The organism is Limnohabitans sp. TS-CS-82 (assembly GCF_002943475.1).
Window position 1 is genome coordinate 81,640 of the sequence record NZ_PTQX01000019.1, and the last position, 17,522, is coordinate 99,161.

18 protein-coding genes and 1 pseudogene are annotated in these 17,522 nt (G+C 53.4%); 6 read left to right on the plus strand and 13 right to left on the minus strand.

The annotated features are described in order from the left end of the window. Nucleotides 1–27: 27 nt before the first annotated feature. Both soxB and C5F52_RS26680 read left to right on the plus strand, forming a co-directional pair. A complete protein-coding gene (soxB, locus tag C5F52_RS26675) occupies nt 28–1,764 on the plus strand; it encodes a thiosulfohydrolase SoxB (RefSeq protein ID WP_104801405.1) in 1,737 nt (578 codons plus the stop codon). A 27-nt stretch (nt 1,765–1,791) separates the two neighbouring features. Further along, nucleotides 1,792–2,019 (plus strand): DUF2892 domain-containing protein, encoded by a 228-nt coding sequence (locus tag C5F52_RS26680; RefSeq protein ID WP_104801406.1) that lies wholly within the window; start codon nt 1,792–1,794, stop codon nt 2,017–2,019. 7 nt (nt 2,020–2,026) lie between these two features. Here C5F52_RS26680 and C5F52_RS26685 read toward each other — a convergent pair whose 3' ends face one another. From C5F52_RS26685 to C5F52_RS26695, 3 genes are read right to left on the minus strand one after another with little or no spacing between them, the layout of a single operon-like run. Further along, nucleotides 2,027–3,088 carry a YeeE/YedE family protein gene (locus C5F52_RS26685; protein ID WP_236658022.1) on the minus strand — a complete coding sequence of 354 codons (1,062 nt, stop codon included), beginning with the start codon at nt 3,086–3,088 and terminating at the stop codon, nt 2,027–2,029. 34 nt (nt 3,089–3,122) lie between these two features. Continuing rightward, nucleotides 3,123–3,539 (minus strand): YeeE/YedE family protein, encoded by a 417-nt coding sequence (locus C5F52_RS26690; protein ID WP_104801407.1) that lies wholly within the window; start codon nt 3,537–3,539, stop codon nt 3,123–3,125. 10 nt (nt 3,540–3,549) lie between these two features. Continuing rightward, nucleotides 3,550–3,987 carry a YeeE/YedE family protein gene (locus tag C5F52_RS26695; RefSeq protein ID WP_104801408.1) on the minus strand — a complete coding sequence of 146 codons (438 nt, stop codon included), beginning with the start codon at nt 3,985–3,987 and terminating at the stop codon, nt 3,550–3,552. Between the two features lie 61 nt (nt 3,988–4,048). On the opposite strand from C5F52_RS26695, the gene C5F52_RS26700 reads away from it, so the two are divergent. Beyond that, a complete protein-coding gene (locus C5F52_RS26700; RefSeq protein WP_104801409.1) occupies nt 4,049–4,921 on the plus strand; it encodes an MBL fold metallo-hydrolase in 873 nt (290 codons plus the stop codon). Between the two features lie 426 nt (nt 4,922–5,347). Here C5F52_RS26700 and C5F52_RS26705 read toward each other — a convergent pair whose 3' ends face one another. From C5F52_RS26705 to C5F52_RS26725, 5 genes are read right to left on the minus strand one after another with little or no spacing between them, the layout of a single operon-like run. Further along, a complete protein-coding gene (locus tag C5F52_RS26705; protein ID WP_104801410.1) occupies nt 5,348–5,575 on the minus strand; it encodes a DUF2892 domain-containing protein in 228 nt (75 codons plus the stop codon). Nucleotides 5,576–5,614: 39 nt separating this feature from the next. Beyond that, nucleotides 5,615–6,331: an ABC transporter ATP-binding protein gene (locus C5F52_RS26710; RefSeq protein WP_104801438.1), complete on the minus strand. Its 717-nt coding sequence runs from the start codon at nt 6,329–6,331 to the stop codon at nt 5,615–5,617. A 10-nt stretch (nt 6,332–6,341) separates the two neighbouring features. After that, on the minus strand, nt 6,342–7,544 hold the full coding sequence (locus tag C5F52_RS26715; RefSeq protein ID WP_104801411.1) for an ABC transporter permease: 1,203 nt from the start codon (nt 7,542–7,544) through the stop codon (nt 6,342–6,344). Beyond that, a complete protein-coding gene (locus C5F52_RS26720) occupies nt 7,541–8,734 on the minus strand; it encodes an efflux RND transporter periplasmic adaptor subunit (protein WP_104801412.1) in 1,194 nt (397 codons plus the stop codon). Before C5F52_RS26720 ends, C5F52_RS26715 begins: the two co-directional genes overlap by 4 nt. Further along, entirely contained in the window at nt 8,731–9,357 is a 627-nt protein-coding gene (locus tag C5F52_RS26725) for a TetR/AcrR family transcriptional regulator (protein ID WP_104801413.1), read from the minus strand. The genes C5F52_RS26720 and C5F52_RS26725 overlap by 4 nt, the downstream gene beginning before the upstream one ends. A gap of 277 nt (nt 9,358–9,634) precedes the next feature. Here C5F52_RS26725 and C5F52_RS26730 point away from each other — a divergent pair. Further along, nucleotides 9,635–10,114 (plus strand): annotated as a pseudogene (locus C5F52_RS26730) (TOBE-like domain-containing protein); the annotation flags it as partial. Between the two features lie 9 nt (nt 10,115–10,123). Here the strand turns inward: C5F52_RS26730 and C5F52_RS26735 are convergent. The 5 genes from C5F52_RS26735 to C5F52_RS26755 form a co-directional block, all read right to left on the minus strand. Next, on the minus strand, nt 10,124–11,023 hold the full coding sequence (locus C5F52_RS26735; RefSeq protein ID WP_104801414.1) for a dienelactone hydrolase family protein: 900 nt from the start codon (nt 11,021–11,023) through the stop codon (nt 10,124–10,126). 11 nt (nt 11,024–11,034) lie between these two features. Next, nucleotides 11,035–11,613 carry a rhodanese-like domain-containing protein gene (locus C5F52_RS26740; protein ID WP_104801415.1) on the minus strand — a complete coding sequence of 193 codons (579 nt, stop codon included), beginning with the start codon at nt 11,611–11,613 and terminating at the stop codon, nt 11,035–11,037. Nucleotides 11,614–11,688: 75 nt separating this feature from the next. Further along, a complete protein-coding gene (locus C5F52_RS26745; RefSeq protein ID WP_104801416.1) occupies nt 11,689–11,994 on the minus strand; it encodes a c-type cytochrome in 306 nt (101 codons plus the stop codon). A gap of 119 nt (nt 11,995–12,113) precedes the next feature. Further along, nucleotides 12,114–13,463 carry a TolC family protein gene (locus tag C5F52_RS26750; protein ID WP_104801417.1) on the minus strand — a complete coding sequence of 450 codons (1,350 nt, stop codon included), beginning with the start codon at nt 13,461–13,463 and terminating at the stop codon, nt 12,114–12,116. Continuing rightward, nucleotides 13,460–16,684, minus strand: a complete 3,225-nt coding sequence (locus C5F52_RS26755; RefSeq protein WP_104801440.1) for an efflux RND transporter permease subunit — start codon at nt 16,682–16,684, stop codon at nt 13,460–13,462. Before C5F52_RS26755 ends, C5F52_RS26750 begins: the two co-directional genes overlap by 4 nt. A gap of 84 nt (nt 16,685–16,768) precedes the next feature. Here C5F52_RS26755 and C5F52_RS26760 point away from each other — a divergent pair, with 84 nt between their 5' ends. After that, on the plus strand, nt 16,769–17,131 hold the full coding sequence (locus C5F52_RS26760; RefSeq protein ID WP_104801441.1) for a helix-turn-helix transcriptional regulator: 363 nt from the start codon (nt 16,769–16,771) through the stop codon (nt 17,129–17,131). Then, a complete protein-coding gene (locus tag C5F52_RS26765) occupies nt 17,128–17,508 on the plus strand; it encodes a rhodanese-like domain-containing protein (RefSeq protein WP_104801418.1) in 381 nt (126 codons plus the stop codon). Before C5F52_RS26760 ends, C5F52_RS26765 begins: the two co-directional genes overlap by 4 nt. Nucleotides 17,509–17,522: the final 14 nt, after the last annotated feature.

A 17,522-nucleotide genomic window follows, 5' to 3' on the forward strand; every position in this document is an offset into this window, starting at 1 on the left:
ACACAAGTTAAATAAGTAGGTACTGATATGAACTTAACCAAACGTGAATTCATGCAAGTCATGGGTGCTGGCTCCATGGCTGGCCTCAACATGAATGCCTTTGCGCAGGCCGATGCAGGCGTGGCCGCTCGGGGTCTGTATGACATTCCTAAGTTTGGTCAGGTTTCATTCCTGCACATGACCGACTGCCACGCGCAGCTCAAGCCCATTTATTTCCGCGAGCCCAGTGTCAACCTTGGCATTGGCAGTATGAAAGGCCAGTTGCCCCATTTGGTGGGCGAGCATTTGTTCAAAACTGCTGGCGTTCGCCCTGGTAGCGCCGAAGCCTATGGCATGAGCTATTTGAACTTTGAAGTGGCCGCCAAGCGCTACGGCAAAGTGGGTGGTTTCGCGCATTTGGCCACTTTGGTGAAGCGACTCAAAGCCAGCCGCCCCGGCGCGTTGTTGCTCGACGGTGGCGACACATGGCAAGGTTCAGCTACCTCGTTGTGGACCAACGGGCAAGACATGGTTGACGCCTGTAAATTACTGGGCGTAGACGTGATGACCGGCCACTGGGAATTCACCTACGGCATGGAACGCGTGCAAGAAATTGTGAACAAAGACTTTGCTGGCAAGGTCGACTTCGTGGCGCAAAACGTCAAGACCAATGACTTTGGCGACCAAGTGTTCAAGCCTTATGTCATCCGCGAAATGAATGGCGTGCCTTGCGCCATCATCGGTCAAGCTTTCCCATACACACCGATTGCTAACCCACGCTACATGGTGGCCGATTGGGCGTTTGGCATTCAAGACGAAAACATGCAAAAGATGGTTGACGAAGCCCGTGCCAAAGGTGCGCAGGTGGTGGTTGTGCTGTCGCATAACGGCATGGACGTGGACTTGAAGATGGCCAGCCGCGTGAGCGGCATCGACGCCATCATGGGTGGTCACACCCACGACGGCATGCCAGTCGCGACTTTGGTGAACAACAAAGGCGGCAAGACCATCGTCACCAACGCAGGCTCTAACGGCAAGTTCTTGGGCGTGCTCGACTTTGAAGTGAAGAACAAAAAAATCACGGACTTCCGCTACAAGCTGTTGCCCATCTTCTCCAACATGTTGCCCGCCGACAAAGAGATGGATGCGCTCATCAACAAGATCCGCGCACCCTACGAGGCTAAGTTGAACGAGACCTTGGCCATCACAGAAGGTACGCTGTACCGCCGTGGCAACTTCAACGGCACGGGCGATCAACTGTTGCTCGATGCATTGATGGATGTGCAAGGCGCAGACATGGCGTTCTCGCCAGGCTTCCGTTGGGGCACATCACTCTTGCCAGGCCAAGCCATCACGCGTGAATGGCTGATGGACATGACTGCGACCACCTACTCGTACGCCACTGTGACTGAGATGACGGGCGAGACCATCAAGACCGTGCTCGAAGACGTGTGCGACAACTTGTTCAACCCCGATCCTTACTACCAACAAGGTGGTGACATGGTGCGCGTGGGTGGCCTCGAATACGTGTGCAAACCCAATGAAAAAATGGGCAGCCGCATCGGTGAGATGCGCCTCAAGGGCAAGCTCATCGATGCCAACAAGAAATACAAAGTGGCAGGCTGGGCACCCGTGTCTGAAGACGCGAAAAACCAAAACCTCAAGCAAGTGTGGGAAGTGGCTGAGCAATGGCTCAAAGCCAGCGGCGGCAAAGTGTCTAAGCGCAAGCTCAACACGCCCAAGCTTGAAGGCGTGTTACCTAACCCCGGCTTTGCTGCGGTCTAAAAATTTTTGAAAATTGGAGTTAATGAAATGACAGTCGAACGTTACATCCGAGTCATCGCTGGCTTGTTCATCATGGTGTCGCTGGCTTTGGGGATTGAGGAAAGCCCCGTGTTTGTGAGCCGTTGGGCCCTGGCCTTCACAGCCTTTGTGGGGCTGAATTTGTTTCAGTTTGGTTTCACCAATTTCTGCCCCATGGCCATCATCTTGCGCAAGCTCGGTGCCAAAGATGGCGAGGCTTGCTGCCCCGCGCAGTAAACGATTTTTAAATGGGGCTGTTGATTGACTTGAGCGCTTTGTAAGTCAATCCAGCCCCCAAGATGATGGACACCAGTGTGAGCCACGCGGTGTTCGAGAAGATAGCACCCCCGCTCATGCCTGAGCCCACAGTGCAACCGCCCGCCATGACAGCGCCAAAGCCCATCAATACGGCGCCTGTCAAATAGTGACCCAGTTTGTTCTCAGTTTGAAAGCCTTCAAACTTGAATTCACCAAACATCACGCTGGCCACCAACGAACCAATAAACACACCTGGCAACAAACCTGCATCGAAGCCAAAGCTCGGCGCAGTCGCGGTAGACAAGCTGCGCATCAGCCATTCCGCAGAGGGTGAGCTGAAGCTCAGGCTTTGCACGGCAATAGGTTCAAACGACACACTGGCCACCAGCTGTGTGAAGCCCCAGCCCAAAGCAATGGCCAAGCCCACCAACGCACCGGCCCAGTTCCATGTGTGGCCGTTCTTGTCGTCGTTGACGCGCAAGCGCCAAAGTGCTGTGGCTCCCATCGCAACACCGACAACCAAGCCCATCCATGATGTGGTCAGGTTCAGCAGGTTGCGATCAGGACCGCCTTCCACCATCCACAACGACGTGATCCACTGACGCGCTGGTGCCAATAAGCCCGAGATCGAGGCTTGCACCGTCACAGCAAACACCAAGCCCGAGAGCAGGGCGCGCAAATTACCGTTGGCCGACAGAATCAGCAAACGGCTGGCACAGCCGCGCGTCATGATCATGCCCATGCCAAACATCAGGCCACCCACCACTGCGCCTGAGATGCTCCCTGGTGCGCCCAAATGGCGAGAGCTTTCCGGTTTCAAGAAGCCCACCACCACGATGGTTTGCACCGCCAAAATGGCCACTGCAAAACCCAATAACCAAACGGCCAAACGCGAGCCCAAAGCGCCTTCGCAACATTCAATGACAGCCGCCCGTGCGCAAAACTTGGAGCGTTGGGCAAAAAAACCAAACATCAAACCAATGAGCGCGCCACCCATGGCCAAGACCGAGTGGTCTCCGAAGGTTTCAATCAAGTCGGTCAAATTCACAAAAATCCCCAGTGGTCAGTGGCGGTAAAAGCCTTCAATTGTCTCTTTTTTTGAAACGTTCAAACAATGCCATGCCAGCCATCATGGCCAGCACAAACACCAAGGCTTTGTCGTTGCCCGCAGCCATAGCCACCAGCGCCGGACCTGGGCAAAAGCCTGCCAAGCCCCAGCCAATGCCAAACATCAAGCTGCCCAACACCAAGGGACGGTCGATTTGCGTCATTTCAGGCCATTGAAAAGATGCGCCCGAGAGGCTGATGCTCTTTTTCTTGGCCAAGCCAAACCCAAGCAAACCCACCAGTACGCCGCCGCCCATCACAAACGCCAGCGAGGGGTCCCACGCGCCCGCCAAGTCTAAAAAGCCTTGCACTTTGCCGGGGTCGGTCATGCCTGAAATTAACAAGCCGAGGCCAAAGGTGAGGCCCAACACAAATTCAATCACGCGTTGCATCGCTGGCTCCTCACAACACATGGCGAATGACGAACACGGTCACAAAGCCTGTGCCCATGAACGACAAGGTTGCCACCAATGAGCGCACAGACAAACGGCTCAAGCCGCAAATGCCATGGCCGCTGGTGCAACCCGCTCCCCAACGTGTGCCAAAACCGACCAACAAGCCCGCCACGATCACCATGGCCCAGTTGGCATCGATGCGAGGGGCATGCAAGAAGTCGGCAGGCAAGATGAGCTTGGCTGCCAAAGGCGCTGCAAGCAGGCCGAGCAGAAAAGCAAAACGCCATGGCGCGTCGTCAGACCTTGGCTTGAGCACGCCTTCCAAAATACCGGTGATGCCCAAGATGCGTCCGCTGTTTAAAAACAGCGCACCTGCCGCGATACCCAACAGAATGCCGCCCAGCAGGGACGACCCAGGTGTGAAATGAAGCCAGTCGATGTGCATGGTTTATTCGTATATCTAAAGTTACCTATATTATTGTGCCCTTATGAACCAGAGCCTTTCTATGCCTGCAGCTTTTAACCCCATCGTCCACGGCATCTTTGATGCCGCCACTTGGACCGTGACCTATGTGGTGTACGAGAAAGAAGGCAGCGCGTGCGCCATCATTGACTCGGTGCTCGACTACGACCCAAAGTCTGGCCGCACCAGCACCGAGTCGGCTGACAAAGCAATTGCATTTGTGCGTGAGAAAAATCTGCAAGTGCAATGGATACTAGAAACACATGCCCATGCAGATCACCTCACCGCAGCGCCTTATCTCAAAGCGCAGTTGGGCGGACAAACAGCCATTGGCGACCACATCACCGCGGTGCAACGTGTGTTCAAAGGTGTCTTCAACTTAGAAGCCAATTTCAAAGAAGACGGCACACAGTTTGACCATTTGCTGCAAGTGGATGAAGCATTTGCCATTGGCAACTTAAGCGCCAAAGTTTTGTATGTGCCGGGACACACGCCCGCGTGCGTGGCCTACCAAGTGGGCGATGCAGTGTTTGTGGGCGATACCTTGTTCATGCCCGATGTGGGCTCGGCACGTTGTGACTTTCCCGGTGGCTGCGCCAAAACGCTTTACGCCTCCACGCGAAAAATTTTGAGCTTGCCAGACAACACCCGCTTGTTCATGTGCCACGACTACCCGCCTGAAGGCCGTGCCGTGCGCTTTGAAACCACGGTGGCTGAACAACGGGCCCACAACATCCATTTGCACGACGGCATCGACGAGGCTGAGTTTGTGCGCATGCGCACCGCGCGTGACGCCACCTTGGCCATGCCCGTGCTGATCTTGCCTGCGGTGCAAATCAACATCCGTGCGGGTGAGTTTCCGCCCAAAGACGACAACGGCGTGTCGTACCTCAAAATCCCTTTGAACGCGCTTTGACACTGGCTTAGATGTTTCGGTAATTAACTACCAATAACTCTGTCGTTTCCTTTTGGCGTAGCTGCGCCAAGAATCCAGCCATCGCAAATTTAGATGGATTCAAAGGGAACACAATGATTCAACGTAAACACATTCTAATAATTAGCTGTTTTTGAGAAACGGTTTTCACACCCCGCGCCAACGACAACTCACCCAGCTATAAAGTCGATTGCTTGCCTGATACGCCAGCCATGAGTAATCCCTTTTATGGGATGGCCCTTCTGCGCAAACGCGCAAGGAACATTCCACCACGCTCAAGCTTTTTCAGCAAGTCATGGAGGAGTGCCTGCGTCAGTTACCCAACGACATGTTGAAAGCTGAGATGACTAGCGATTAACGGAATATGGACCATTTAGGTAGCAGCAAAACTGGCCTATGGTGTACTGATTAAACGCAGCAGGAATTTCCATCCTCTTTAATTCCTAGTGCCTTAAATATCTTCCCAGCTGGACAAAATCCTGTAAATCCAGATTGAAACAAATTCAATCCAACAAATGCGCAAAGCCACAGCCAGCCAGGCGAACTCAGATCAACTTGTCCATTTAAATGAGCAAGGGCTAAACCCAGTGTCACCATGAAGCCTGCCATGATGCTGATTAGTTTATTGACGGTCATTTTTCACTCCAATTAAAAATAAAACTGTGCTCTCATAAATTATTCAAGAGAGCGTCCCTCACCTTTTTCCTCAACCGTCTGTCCATCACGAATGTGATAGATGCGTTTGAAGGTTGGGATGATCTTTTCATCGTGTGTTACGACGATGATGGCTGTCTGTGCAAGACGGGCCATGTCATTCAGAATTCGAATCACAGAAAGAGCACGCTCGCTATCAAGAGGGGCTGTAGGCTCATCAGCCAAAATTACAGGCGGCTTGTTGGCCAACGCGCGAGCAATGGACACTCGTTGCTGCTCACCTCCAGATAGCTGAGATGGTTCAGCCTTTGCGCGGTGCAACACATCTAAAGATGTCAACAACTCAAGCGCCCGTTGTCTTGCAAGTTCATTGGGAACACCAGCCAGCATTGGCAATAAAGCAACGTTATCTGTCACGTCCAAAAAAGGAATCAGATAAGGCGCTTGGAACACAAAACCAATACGATCCCGTCGCAAGGTTCGTAAATCTGGAATCTTCCATCCGTTGTCATAGATAACTTCATCGCCCAAAGTCATTCGCCCCGACGTGGGCTCAATGATGGCCCCCAAGCATTTGAGAAGCGTACTTTTACCTGAGCCAGAAGGGCCAACAAGTCCAACCACCTCACCCGCAGAAACTTGCATGTTGACGTTCTTCAAAGCCTCGACCGCAGTGTCTCCATGCCCGTAGACTTTGCGTAGGTTTTCAATATGGATGCCACCTGTTTTGTATGTCATTTCGTACACCTCAACTGATGGCCTGAGCCGGATCAACAAGTAAGGCAACACGAATAGCCATCGTGCTAGCCAATGCGCAGATAAGCATCGTGGCCCCAAAACCCACAATCGCATCTTGCGTCAGAAGCAAAACAAACTTAGGAAATACCGGTGCCCAAATCGTGGCAGCAACTTTGCCCACCACAAACCCGATCACACCTAAACCCAATGCTTGCTGCAAGATCATGGCCGCGATGGTGACGTTATGTGTACCAATCAATTTCAGAACAGCAATCTCTCGAATTTTCCCAAGTGTCATCGTGTAGATGATGAAAGCCACGATTGCTGCACTCACGACAGCAAGAATGACTAGAAACATACCAATTTGTTTGGCTGATGTTGCAATCAATTTTTCAATCAGGATTTCTTCCATGTCTGCGCGAGTGAATACGGTCAGATGCTTCCAGCGGCGAATAGGTTCAGCCACATGATCGGCAGACCACCCATCTGACACTCGCACTAAGACCGCATTGACATTACGACTACTGGTTTGTAAGTTTTGTACAGCTTCTAGCAAACCGGGCACTGCTGGTCTATTGAACGCACCATTTACGGCAGTTCGCACACGGTCGTTCACGATTGCCTCGTTGTCTTTGAGGAACTGCGCTTCTTGCGCATCCTTGAGTGGAATGAAGACCATAGGGTCCCCGCCCGATGACACCATGCGACGTGTCAGTCCTACTACTTCGTAGGTGTGGCGTCGGATCTCAACTTTGTCACCTATAGACAACCCACTTTTAATATCAGCAACCGCCTCGTAGTGACTAAGCATGAGGTGACGCCCTGCTAACAAATAGCTGGGTTGCCCCGGTAACCCCTTGGCTCCTGGCTCGATACCAACAACCATGGCTCTCGCTTCTTTACCCCCAACAGTTTTAACCTGCATGGTGAAGTAAGTGATGTTGGATGCCATGTCGACACCCGGCATTCCCGTAATGCTTCGAACCACATCGTCTTTGAGACTAGAGGCTTCTGCATAAGGGCCTTGGGTGTCTTTTTGAACTACCCATAAATCAGCGCCGCTGTTGTTGAGCAACGCCTGCGCATCATCAACCATGCCGCGAAATACACCAGCCATTGTTAGCGTGACGCCAATCAGCAAGCCTAGACCTAGGCCTGTTAAAACGAACTTAGCCCAGCTGTGTTGAATGTCGCGTGCAGCGAGATTAATCATGGCTTAATCTTTTTAACTAAAGCATCCACCACACGAAAGTTAGCACCTTCAGACAGTGCCTTTTCGCTATAAACGACCACGGTGTCACCTGAAGCCAGCCCTTGAATTGCCTGAACTCGACCATCAAGGCTGGCAGCGCCCCATTGCACTTGCACAAACTCAAGTCGGCCATCAATGACTCGCCAGACACCTGAACGACCTTGATAAGTTTGCACACTGGCTTGCGGTATAGCTATTGCGTCCGTTGCTTCCTTTAAGTTAAGTGTGACTTCAGCCATTTCACCAATAGATAAAGATGGCGGCATTTGCTCAAAGGCGACCTGAGCAATTCGCTCTTCAGTTACAGCGTCCGCTTGTAGTTCCACCCGTTCAACCTTGCCTAAGAGCGAGTTCTGAGGACTAGATCTCAGTACGATCTGCGCAGGCAACCCAACTTCAAGACCAGATGATCGCCCTTGGTCTACACGCAACTTGATCCACAAACTGGATGGATTAGCCAACCTAAGAACAGGTTGCCCAGCGACAACCGTGCTACCCGATTCAGCATCTCTGCTAATTACGACGGCATCAGCTGGTGCTAACAATTTGGTGTTTTGCTTTTGCAAAGCAACCGCTGTTCGTTCAGCCTGCAAACGCAAGGTTTCTTGCTTAGCGGCTTGCAGGTTAGCTTGAGCAGCTTGATACGCCGCATCCGCAGATTGCAACTCTTGATCTCGTCCCTCTAAAGCCGCAGGACTAATGAAATTTTGTTTTGCTAATTCTTCATAACGCTTCAAATTTGCGTTAGCAAGTTCTCGTCTTGCCTTGGTGTCAGCGACTTGAGCTTTACCGGCCATCTCTACGCTAGATGCTTTCGACAAAGCAGCTTCTTGTGCATTCAAGCGTTGGTCTAGATCGACTGGGTCCATTTCTGCCAGCAACTGACCTGCTTTTACCGCCTGCCCCACATCCACGTGTACTCGCAACACACGACCAGCTACGGTTGGCCCCATAAGCCAACTTTGACGAGCCTCCACACTGCCGATTCCAAATACAGAGGGGGTTAGGCTCTCTTTTTTAACTTGGATGACAGTAATTTTTGTTGGTGCTAACGGTCCCATGCGAAAAGCCACGAAACCAATCGTGATCAGCACCAGACCAGCTGCTGCAACCATTACGACCTGTTGCTTGCTTAATTTTGGAATTTTCATTTGGACGTCCCTGCTTTTTTCGCGGAAGAAGCAAGAAGTCCCGCCTCATAAATGCTGAATACTGTTTTTGCTTGCTGTTTTATCTTTTCGAGACTGCCAGTAATTAGTGACTGAATCACCAAGCCTTGAATTGCGCCAATAAACAGAACCACAGCTGCTTGCAAATCAGCTTCAGGTGAAATCTCAGCATCCTTGCGAGCTTGTGCAAGGAGGCCAGAAATCAATTGATGATAGTCAGTCATAAGCAGCTGAACCCGCTTTTTAAGAAGGGTCTGCTCGGGATGCTGAAGCTCCTGAAAGATCAACCTAGGAACGCCTGGATATTGCTGAACAAAGCTGATATGAGCCATGAACACAGCTCTTAGGGAGCTGAGGGCCGTTTGATTTCTTACTTTGGCTTCCAGCATCATTTTTTTCATTAGATCTTGATGCGCCCACTTGATAGCAGCAAGCCAGATAGCCTCTTTACTGTCAAAGTGCTTAAACACACCGCCTTGAGTGATTCCAATGACATTTGCCAAGTCACCCGTAGTAATTTCACTGGGACTCTTAGTTGCAGCCAAAAGCAAAGCAGCGGCTACTAACTCGGCTTGCCGATCTTCAGTTTTGAGCTTGGGTCGCAAAAGTCACCCCTCATTAGTTAAGTAATTGATGAATTACTTTAACACGTATTTGGTTTATGTGCTTCTTTAAGAATTCAATCGTTAAAGCTTGGCAAAGTTGAGCTGAAAATCTTCAACATTAACCTATGCCTAAAGTACTTGGGGGAATGCCAGGGCGTATGTTCAGTACCTACCAGAATGAGTTCACCGATCAACGGTGTAGACAGTGGCGAACTTATGGTGAGCCACAGTTAATTTAAAAGTGCACGACTTGCTGAGTCTCGTGAAACCCGATTGGTTGGCCGACCGTGTGGTGGTGATGAACAAGGGCAATGTCGAGCAAGTGGGCAGCCCGCAAGAGGTGTGGGAGCACCCTGCCAGCCCATTTGTGTATGGCTTCTTGGGCGATGTGAACTTGTTTCATGGTCGTGCCCACGAAGGCGAAATGCACATCGGTGTGGAAGACCAAACCGTGCGCGTGGCTAGCCCTGAGCACCATGACACACAAGATGCCAAAGCATTTGCGTATGTGCGTCCGCATGACTTGGATGTGCGCCGCTACACATCCGGTGATGAAGGCATCGTGGCCCAACTGACCCGTGCCATCGTCGTGGGGCCGATTGCGCGCTTAGAGCTGGTGGCCGCAGAGGGCGACGGGCCCTCAGATCAGCAGATCATTGAAGCGCAAATCCCTGCATCGCAGTTTTACGAGCAGGGATTTACAGAGGGTGAGACCTTGGTGCTCACACCGCGCAAAGCGCGGGTGTTTGTCGCCTAAGCCTTGGACTTAGACGTATTGCTTGAACCAAGCAAGCGCTCGGTTCCAGCCATCCGTCGCAGGTGCGGCGCGGTAGCTGGGGCGATAGTCTGCATGGAAGGCGTGCGGTGCATCGGGGTACAGCACAAACTCTGAGGCTTTGGCTGCTTTGTTGCCACGGCTGGCAGACAGGGCCAACACTTCTTTCATGTTGTTGACGGATGTCACAGGAATGCCGGCATCATCACCACCGTACAAGCCCAGCACAGGGGCTTTCAATTGGACGGCCAAGTCCACCGCATGCTTGGGGTTGTTGGCATTGGTTTGGCCTTCTACGCGACCGTACCAAGCCACGCCAGCTTTGAGCTTGGGGTTGTGCGCGGCGTAGAGCCATGTGATGCGTCCACCCCAGCAAAAACCGGTGATGGCTGCGCGGTTGGCGTTGCCACCGTTTTTGCTGGCCCACTGCAAAGTGGCGTCCAGATCGCCCATGACTTGGGCGTCTGGCACTTTAGAGATGACCTCAGCGATCAGCTTGCCCATTTCGCCATACGAGCTGGGGTCGCCTTGGCGAACAAACAACTCAGGTGCAATGGCCAAGTAGCCTGCTTTGGCAAAGCGACGCGTCACGTCGGCAATGTATTCATGCACACCAAAAATTTCAGAAATCACCAAGACCACGGGCAAATTGGTTTTGCCTTTGGGGGCCGAGCGGTAGGCTGGCATTTTGAAACCGTTGACATCAATCACCACTTCGCCTTCGATCAAGCCTTCGCTGGATGTTTTGACGGCGGTTTGTGCCATCAACGGTGCGGCCGATGCGGCATAACCCAAACCCAATGCGGTTTGCAGCGCCAAGCGGCGTGTGGGGGCTGATTCATCCTTGCTGTTGAGCAGGGCCTGTGTGTCTTGGATCCAATTGGTGTGCATGAAGTGCCTCTTTAGAAATCGCCTTTAAGAACTGGGAAGCCCAATGCTGACCAGTCCAACATACCACCGCGATAGTAATAAATTTTGGAGGCTGGGAAGCCATCGCGTGTCATAGCCAGAATGGCGCTAGGGCTTTGTGGGCACACGGGGCCATTGCAGAAAGCAAACACTTTCTTGGCGCCTGCGCAGTCCCAGCCCTTGGCTGTTTTCTTGCAGCCCAGCTCGTCCATGCGTGCGGCCACTTCGGTGTAGACGATGTGGTGTGAGCCGGGGATGGTGCCATTGGCACGGTCTTCGGGTTCACGCATGTCGACCAACATGGCATCGCGGTCATTCATGGCGTTGAGCATTTCAATCTCAGTCACAGGGTTCACGCCTGGCACTGGGACCAAGGGCTGTAACCAGCCTTTGTTTTTGGCGCATGGCGTCATCACACGACGGATCTCGCGCTCTTCGCCTTTGGCGTTTTTGACAACGAACTTGGTGTCAGTGCCAATGATGCGCAGGTATTCAGGCTCAGCGGCTACGCTGTTGAGGCTCAAGGCGGCCAAGCCGAGGGCGGCAAGGAGGTGGGTGATATTGAGTTTCATCTTCTTCTTTCTATGCAAGGTGCTAAAAAAAGAGCTTCCCGAGGGAAGCTCATCAAGGTACGTGTATCTGTCGTATTACTTAGCGCCGGCCAAGACCCATGCAGCAAGGGCCTTTGCGTCCGCATCGCTCAGCTGAGCTTGTGCGGGCATTGGGATGGGGCCCCATTTGCCGCTGCCGCCAGCTTTGATGGATTTAGCCAATGTGGCCTCGGCATCTGCTTGACCCGCGTATTTCTTGGCCACGTCTTGGTAGGCTGGGCCGACAATTTTTTTATCGACTGCATGGCAAGCCAGACAGTTATTTTTTTTGGCTAAGTCAGCGTTGGCCCAGGCGCCTGTTGAGGCAAAAGCGATGAACGCGACGGCGGCTATTTTTTTCATGTCTATCCTCTGAAATTGGTAATTCACTAGTTGCTTATGTATAAATTCTAGCAACCCCGACTTGTCAGAGTCTCAAGGGATTTCCCTGCTGTGAGTGACCCAACACGCAGCAAGCGTATTTATTTCAGCCAAGCATTCACTTGGCGTAGCTGGGCTTCGCCCAATTCACCACTCGCGGCAGACAAGCGCAGCTGCTCCATCGCAGTTTGAATGCGCAGTTGCACCACGGCCAGTTCGGCCTGTGCCGCATCATGCTCAGCGCCCAACAGTTCATTGGTGGTGCGCGCACCGGTGCGGTGTGCTTGACGGGTGGATGTGAGGCGCGCTTTGCTGGCTTGCTCGGATTGGCTCAAGGCTTGCAAGCGTGCTTGCGCGGTGCTCAGGCTTTGCCACGCGTCGCGCACCTGTTGCTCGACTTGTTGCTCAACCGCATCTTGGTCGTAGCGCAATTTTTCGACTTGCTTCAAGGCTTCGCGCTCGCGTGATGCCACCATGCCGCCCGTGCTGAGTGGGGCATTGAGCTGAATGCCCACCATGTATTGCGCCATTTGGTTACTGGCGTTGCCATACATGCCTTGGCCTGATAGTCGGTCCATTTGCGCTTGTGCCACCCAATCCACAGTCATTGCGTTGCCTGCTTTGACGCGTTTAGCTTCTTGGCCTTGGATGGCCTGTTGCAAGCCCATCATTTGGAGGCTGGGGGATTGCTGTTTGGCGCGTTGCACCCAGGTGTTGGCATCAGCCAAGTTGGGTGGTGTCAGATTGATATTGCCGATGGGCAGCAATTGAGTGGGCTCTTGGCCTGTCAATTGGCGGTAGGCCACCTTCTTGTTGGCCAAGTTGTTCTCGTGTGTGAGCACATGGGCGCGAATTTCAGACACACGGGCGTTGGCCTCTTGCACGTCCATCACACTGGCGTCGCCCACGGATTGACGCTTGCTGATTTCAGCCGCAGCTTGCTGCATGGCTTTTTGCTGGCGTTGCAGCACGGTGAGGGTTTGCTCAGCGCCCACCACATCAAAGTAGCGTTGTGCCGTGCGCATGATGAGGGCTTGCTGGGCTTGCTGCCATTGGATTTGTGCGATTTGTGCGGACAGCTCGAGCTGCTTGCTTTGCGCTTCGCGCTCTGGGCTGATCCATGCTTTTTGTGCGCCGATGCTGGCACGTGTCAGAGCGCCTGCATTCACATTTGTTTTGAATGTCACATCGCTTTGGCCCATGGCCTCTGCACCCTTGGTGCGGCTGTCTGCGCCGCCTATGCCGACAGCACCACCAGCGGACACCATGGGTGCCCACAAGGCTTTGGCTTGTTCTTGTCTGAACGTGGCCTGCTCGTGCAAGGCGCGTGCGGCTGCGATTTCCGGATCACGGGCAAGGGCTGCTTGCCACGCACCCATCAAGTCGGCGGCGTGTGCAGCAGAGGTGATGCCAGCCAAGGCGAGTGCGGCAATGAGGGGCAAGCGTTTCATGCGTGTTCTCCAGAAATGACAGAAGCAGGCTTGTTCTTGAAAGCCATGAAATAGAGCAACGGAATCACCAACAAGGTGAGTGCGGTCGAGACAAAAATACCGAAGATGAGCGAGATGGCCAAGCCGTTGAAGATCGGGTCATCCAAGATGAAGAACGCACCCATCATCGCGGCCAAACCGGTCAACACAATGGGCTGAGCGCGGGTGATGGCCGAGGCCACCACCGCGTCTTTCAGCGCCACACCTTGCGAGACTTGCAAGCGGATGAAGTCCACCAACAAGATCGAGTTACGCACGATGATGCCAGCCAAGGCAATCATGCCAATCATCGAGGTAGCCGTGTACGGGGCACCCAACAAAGCGTGGCCTGGCATCACACCAATGATGGTGAGCGGAATAGGTGCCATGATGATGAGTGGCACGAGGTAAGAGCCAAATTGCGCCACCACCAGCAAGTAAATGAGCACCAAACCCACGGCATAGGCAGCACCCATGTCGCGGAAGGTTTCATACGTCATTTGCCATTCACCATCCCACTTCACGGCGTAGTGTTGATACGGGTCGGTCGGTTGTTGGATGAAGTATTCGTCCACAGGTTTGCCATTGGGGGCTTGGATTTGGCTCAAGCCACTGCGCATGCCAAACATGCCGTACAGCGGGCTGTCGACCTTGCCAGCCATGTCGCCCACCACGTAGGTGACGGGCAGCAAGTCTTTGTGATAAATAGGCTGTTCGCGCTGGGTGTCGCTGATGGTGACGAGCTGGCGAATGGGAACGATTTCGCGTTGCGAGTTACGCACGCCAAGGCTGAGCAGTTTGTCCAACGAGTCTTGCTCGCTCTTGGCCAAGCGAATGACGATGGCACCTGCGTATTTGTTTTGGTCGTGTGCGTACACGGTCGACTCACCCGCCAATGCCGCACGCAAGGTGCTGACGATGGCTTGTTGCGACACGCCCATTTGCGCGGCCTTTTGGCGATTGATCAACAGCACTTGGCGAGGCGCTGCGCTGATGGTGCTGTCATCCAAATCGACCACGCCTTGTTGTGCGCTGAACATCGCGCGCACAGATTTGGCCACTTGATTACGGCCTTCGTCTGTGGGGCCATACACCTCGGCCACGATGGGGGCCAACACGGGTGGGCCTGGTGGCACTTCAATCACTTTGACATTGGCGTTGAACTGTTGGCCAATGGTTTGCAGGGCAGGGCGCTCGCGCATGGCGATGATGTGGCTTTGCGCTTGGCGCAAGTGCTTGTCTTGCAAGTTGACTTGGATGTCACCTACGTTGCCGCCACTGCGCAAATAGTATTGGCGCACCAAACCGTTGAAGTTGATGGGGGCGCTTAAGCCCGCGTAGGCTTGGTAGTGCGTCACCTCTGGCACGGTGGCTAAGTGAGCACCCAAGGCACGCAAGACTTTTTCGGTTTCCTCCACGCGGGTGCCCGCAGGCATGTCGACCACGATTTGGAATTCAGATTTGTTGTCAAACGGCAGCATCTTCAAGGCAACCAAGCCAGCCACTGGCAAGGCCACCGATACCACGATCGCACCGAGCACAGCAGCACCTAGGCTCCAACGGTTGCGCTGGCCAGAGGCGTCGTTCAAAAAGGGGTTAAACACGCCATGGAAAAAACGCTTGAGCCATTGTTTGAATGCACTGTCATCCTCAGCGCCGTGCACGGGTGTGGCTTTCATCCAAATGCGTGCCAACCAAGGTGTGACCACAAAAGCCACAGCCAGCGACAACAACATGCCCATGCTCGCGTTGATTGGGATCGGGCTCATGTACGGCCCCATCAAACCAGTCACAAACGCCATGGGCAACAAAGCGGCAATGACGGTGAAGGTGGCAAGGATGGTGGGTGCGCCCACTTCATCCACCGCACCAGGGATGATTTGTGTGAGGGTTTTGTGAGGGAACAAACCTTGGTGGCGGTGGATGTTCTCCACCACCACGATGGCGTCGTCCACCAAGATACCAATCGAGAAAATCAGCGCAAACAACGACACGCGGTTGAGCGTGAAGCCCCAAGCCCACGAGGCAAACAGAGTGACCGTCAAGGTCAAGATCACAGCAGTACCCACAATGGCAGCTTCGCGACGACCCAAGGCAATGAACACCAAGGCCACCACAGAGGCTGTGGCGAACAGCAGCTTTTGAATCAGCTTCTTGGCTTTGTCATTCGCGGTTTCGCCGTAGTTGCGCGTGGTGGTGACTTCCACGTTTTGTGGAATCTTGCTTTGCTTGAGTGTGGCCACTTGTGCCAACACAGCATCAGCCACCTCAATGGCGTTTTCGCCTGGCTTCTTGGTGATGGCAATGGTCACTGCGGTGCGTTCGCTAGGCTTGGCGCCTGCCACACCGTGCCACACGGCGGTGTTGGCTTGAGCACCGCCATCGCGCACTTGGGCAATGTCATGCACGTGCAAAGGTGTACCCGCACGCACGCCCACCACCAAGCTGGCCACATCTTTGGCGCTGCTCAAAAACGGACCGGATTCAATCGCAATGGCTTGTTGGCCGACCAACAAATCACCCACCGGTGCGCCCAAATGCGCCGCTTGCAAAGCCATGCGCAGCTCAGGTACGGTGATGCCAGCGGCTTGCATGCGTGCAGGGTCGATGTCAATTTGAATGGCGCGTGATGGGCCGCCCACGGTGGTGACCTCGCGTGTGCCTTTGACGCGCTTCAAATCGATCTCAATGTTTTGCGCAATGCGCTCAAGTTCAAAGGCACTCAGATCCGTGTCCTTGCCGTGCAAGGTGAGCGACACGATGGGCACATCGTCAATGCCTTTGGGCTTGATGAGGGGCTGCAACACGCCCAAACCTTTGGGTAGCCAATCAGCATGTGAGTTGACCGTGTCATACAAACGAACCAAGGCTTCGGTGCGCGGCACGCCCACCTTGTATTGCACGGTCACCACCGACATGCCGGGCTGTGAGACTGACATGACGTGTTCGACGCCGGCAATTTGCGACAGCACCTGCTCGGCAGGGCCAGACACCATTTGCTCCACATCCTTCACCGATGCGCCCGGGAAGGGGATCAGCACATTGGCCATGGTCACGTTGATTTGGGGTTCCTCTTCACGTGGCGTCACCATGACGGCAAAGACGCCGAGCAGAAAACACACCAAAGCCAGCAGCGGTGTGATTTGCGCGCTTTGGAACAAACGGGCCAAACGGCCAGAGATGCGAAGGTTTGAATCAGTCATGGTGCTCATTCTATAAATAATTCATCAATTATTTAACCAAACAATTAAATAATCAATAACTGAATTATGTCTACAATCGAAAACATGAACCAACTTCCAGAACAAGCCATTGACCGTGTGGCCAGCTACTTCCAAGCCTTGGCAGAGCCCACACGGTTGCGCATCTTGAATTTGCTGCGCGAAGCCGAGCACAACGTAGGCGAACTGGCCGAGGCCTGCGGCTACACCGCAGCCAATATGTCGCGCCATTTGGCGGTGTTGATGCAACAAGGCTTCGTCAAGCGTGAAGGCCGTGGCACCAGCGTGTATTACCAAATTGCAGATCCCACCATTTACGCCTTGTGCGATTTGGTGTGTGATCGCATCACCCAGCAGCATTTAGCGCAAGCCTGGCCTTTGGCCACGGTTGCCAAAAAACGTTCCACCACAGCAAGGAGAGTCGCATGAAAACAGCCCACGATTTGGTGATTGAAGCTAAAAAATCAGTTGAAGAAATTTCTGTGGATCAAGCTGTTGAAGCGATTCAAGCTTGTGATGTTTTGATTGATGTACGTGAAGCGGATGAATACGCTGCCGGTCATTTGCCCGGTGCCATGCACATGTCACGTGGCATGTTGGAGTTCAAGATGGCGGGTAATCCCAAGTTGCAATCGCGTGACTTGACCATCGTGTTGTATTGCAAAACCAGTGGTCGTGCTGCTCTGTGTGCACAGTCTTTGGCGCAGATGGGCTACACCCATATCCAATCCATCGCAGGTGGCATTGATGCGTGGCAGGCTGCAGGCCATGACGTGTTCAAGCCCGCACAGCCTTCCTTTGAATAAACGCAACGAGAGTC

What these genes read in the sequence shown, in the direction of transcription:
- C5F52_RS26735 (WP_104801414.1), bottom strand. Translation starts at nt 11,023, where the DNA reads ATGCACACCAATTGGATCCAAGACACACAGGCCCTGCTCAACAGCAAG.
- soxB (WP_104801405.1), top strand. Translation starts at nt 28, where the DNA reads ATGAACTTAACCAAACGTGAATTCATGCAAGTCATGGGTGCTGGCTCC.
- C5F52_RS26765 (WP_104801418.1), top strand. Translation starts at nt 17,128, where the DNA reads ATGAAAACAGCCCACGATTTGGTGATTGAAGCTAAAAAATCAGTTGAA.
- C5F52_RS26690 (WP_104801407.1), bottom strand. Translation starts at nt 3,539, where the DNA reads ATGCAACGCGTGATTGAATTTGTGTTGGGCCTCACCTTTGGCCTCGGC.
- C5F52_RS26715 (WP_104801411.1), bottom strand. Translation starts at nt 7,544, where the DNA reads ATGATTAATCTCGCTGCACGCGACATTCAACACAGCTGGGCTAAGTTC.
- C5F52_RS26710 (WP_104801438.1), bottom strand. Translation starts at nt 6,331, where the DNA reads ATGACATACAAAACAGGTGGCATCCATATTGAAAACCTACGCAAAGTC.
- C5F52_RS26705 (WP_104801410.1), bottom strand. Translation starts at nt 5,575, where the DNA reads ATGACCGTCAATAAACTAATCAGCATCATGGCAGGCTTCATGGTGACA.
- C5F52_RS26720 (WP_104801412.1), bottom strand. Translation starts at nt 8,734, where the DNA reads ATGAAAATTCCAAAATTAAGCAAGCAACAGGTCGTAATGGTTGCAGCA.
- C5F52_RS26750 (WP_104801417.1), bottom strand. Translation starts at nt 13,463, where the DNA reads ATGAAACGCTTGCCCCTCATTGCCGCACTCGCCTTGGCTGGCATCACC.
- C5F52_RS26680 (WP_104801406.1), top strand. Translation starts at nt 1,792, where the DNA reads ATGACAGTCGAACGTTACATCCGAGTCATCGCTGGCTTGTTCATCATG.
- C5F52_RS26700 (WP_104801409.1), top strand. Translation starts at nt 4,049, where the DNA reads ATGCCTGCAGCTTTTAACCCCATCGTCCACGGCATCTTTGATGCCGCC.
- C5F52_RS26755 (WP_104801440.1), bottom strand. Translation starts at nt 16,684, where the DNA reads ATGACTGATTCAAACCTTCGCATCTCTGGCCGTTTGGCCCGTTTGTTC.
- C5F52_RS26740 (WP_104801415.1), bottom strand. Translation starts at nt 11,613, where the DNA reads ATGAAACTCAATATCACCCACCTCCTTGCCGCCCTCGGCTTGGCCGCC.
- C5F52_RS26760 (WP_104801441.1), top strand. Translation starts at nt 16,769, where the DNA reads ATGAACCAACTTCCAGAACAAGCCATTGACCGTGTGGCCAGCTACTTC.
- C5F52_RS26695 (WP_104801408.1), bottom strand. Translation starts at nt 3,987, where the DNA reads ATGCACATCGACTGGCTTCATTTCACACCTGGGTCGTCCCTGCTGGGC.
- C5F52_RS26745 (WP_104801416.1), bottom strand. Translation starts at nt 11,994, where the DNA reads ATGAAAAAAATAGCCGCCGTCGCGTTCATCGCTTTTGCCTCAACAGGC.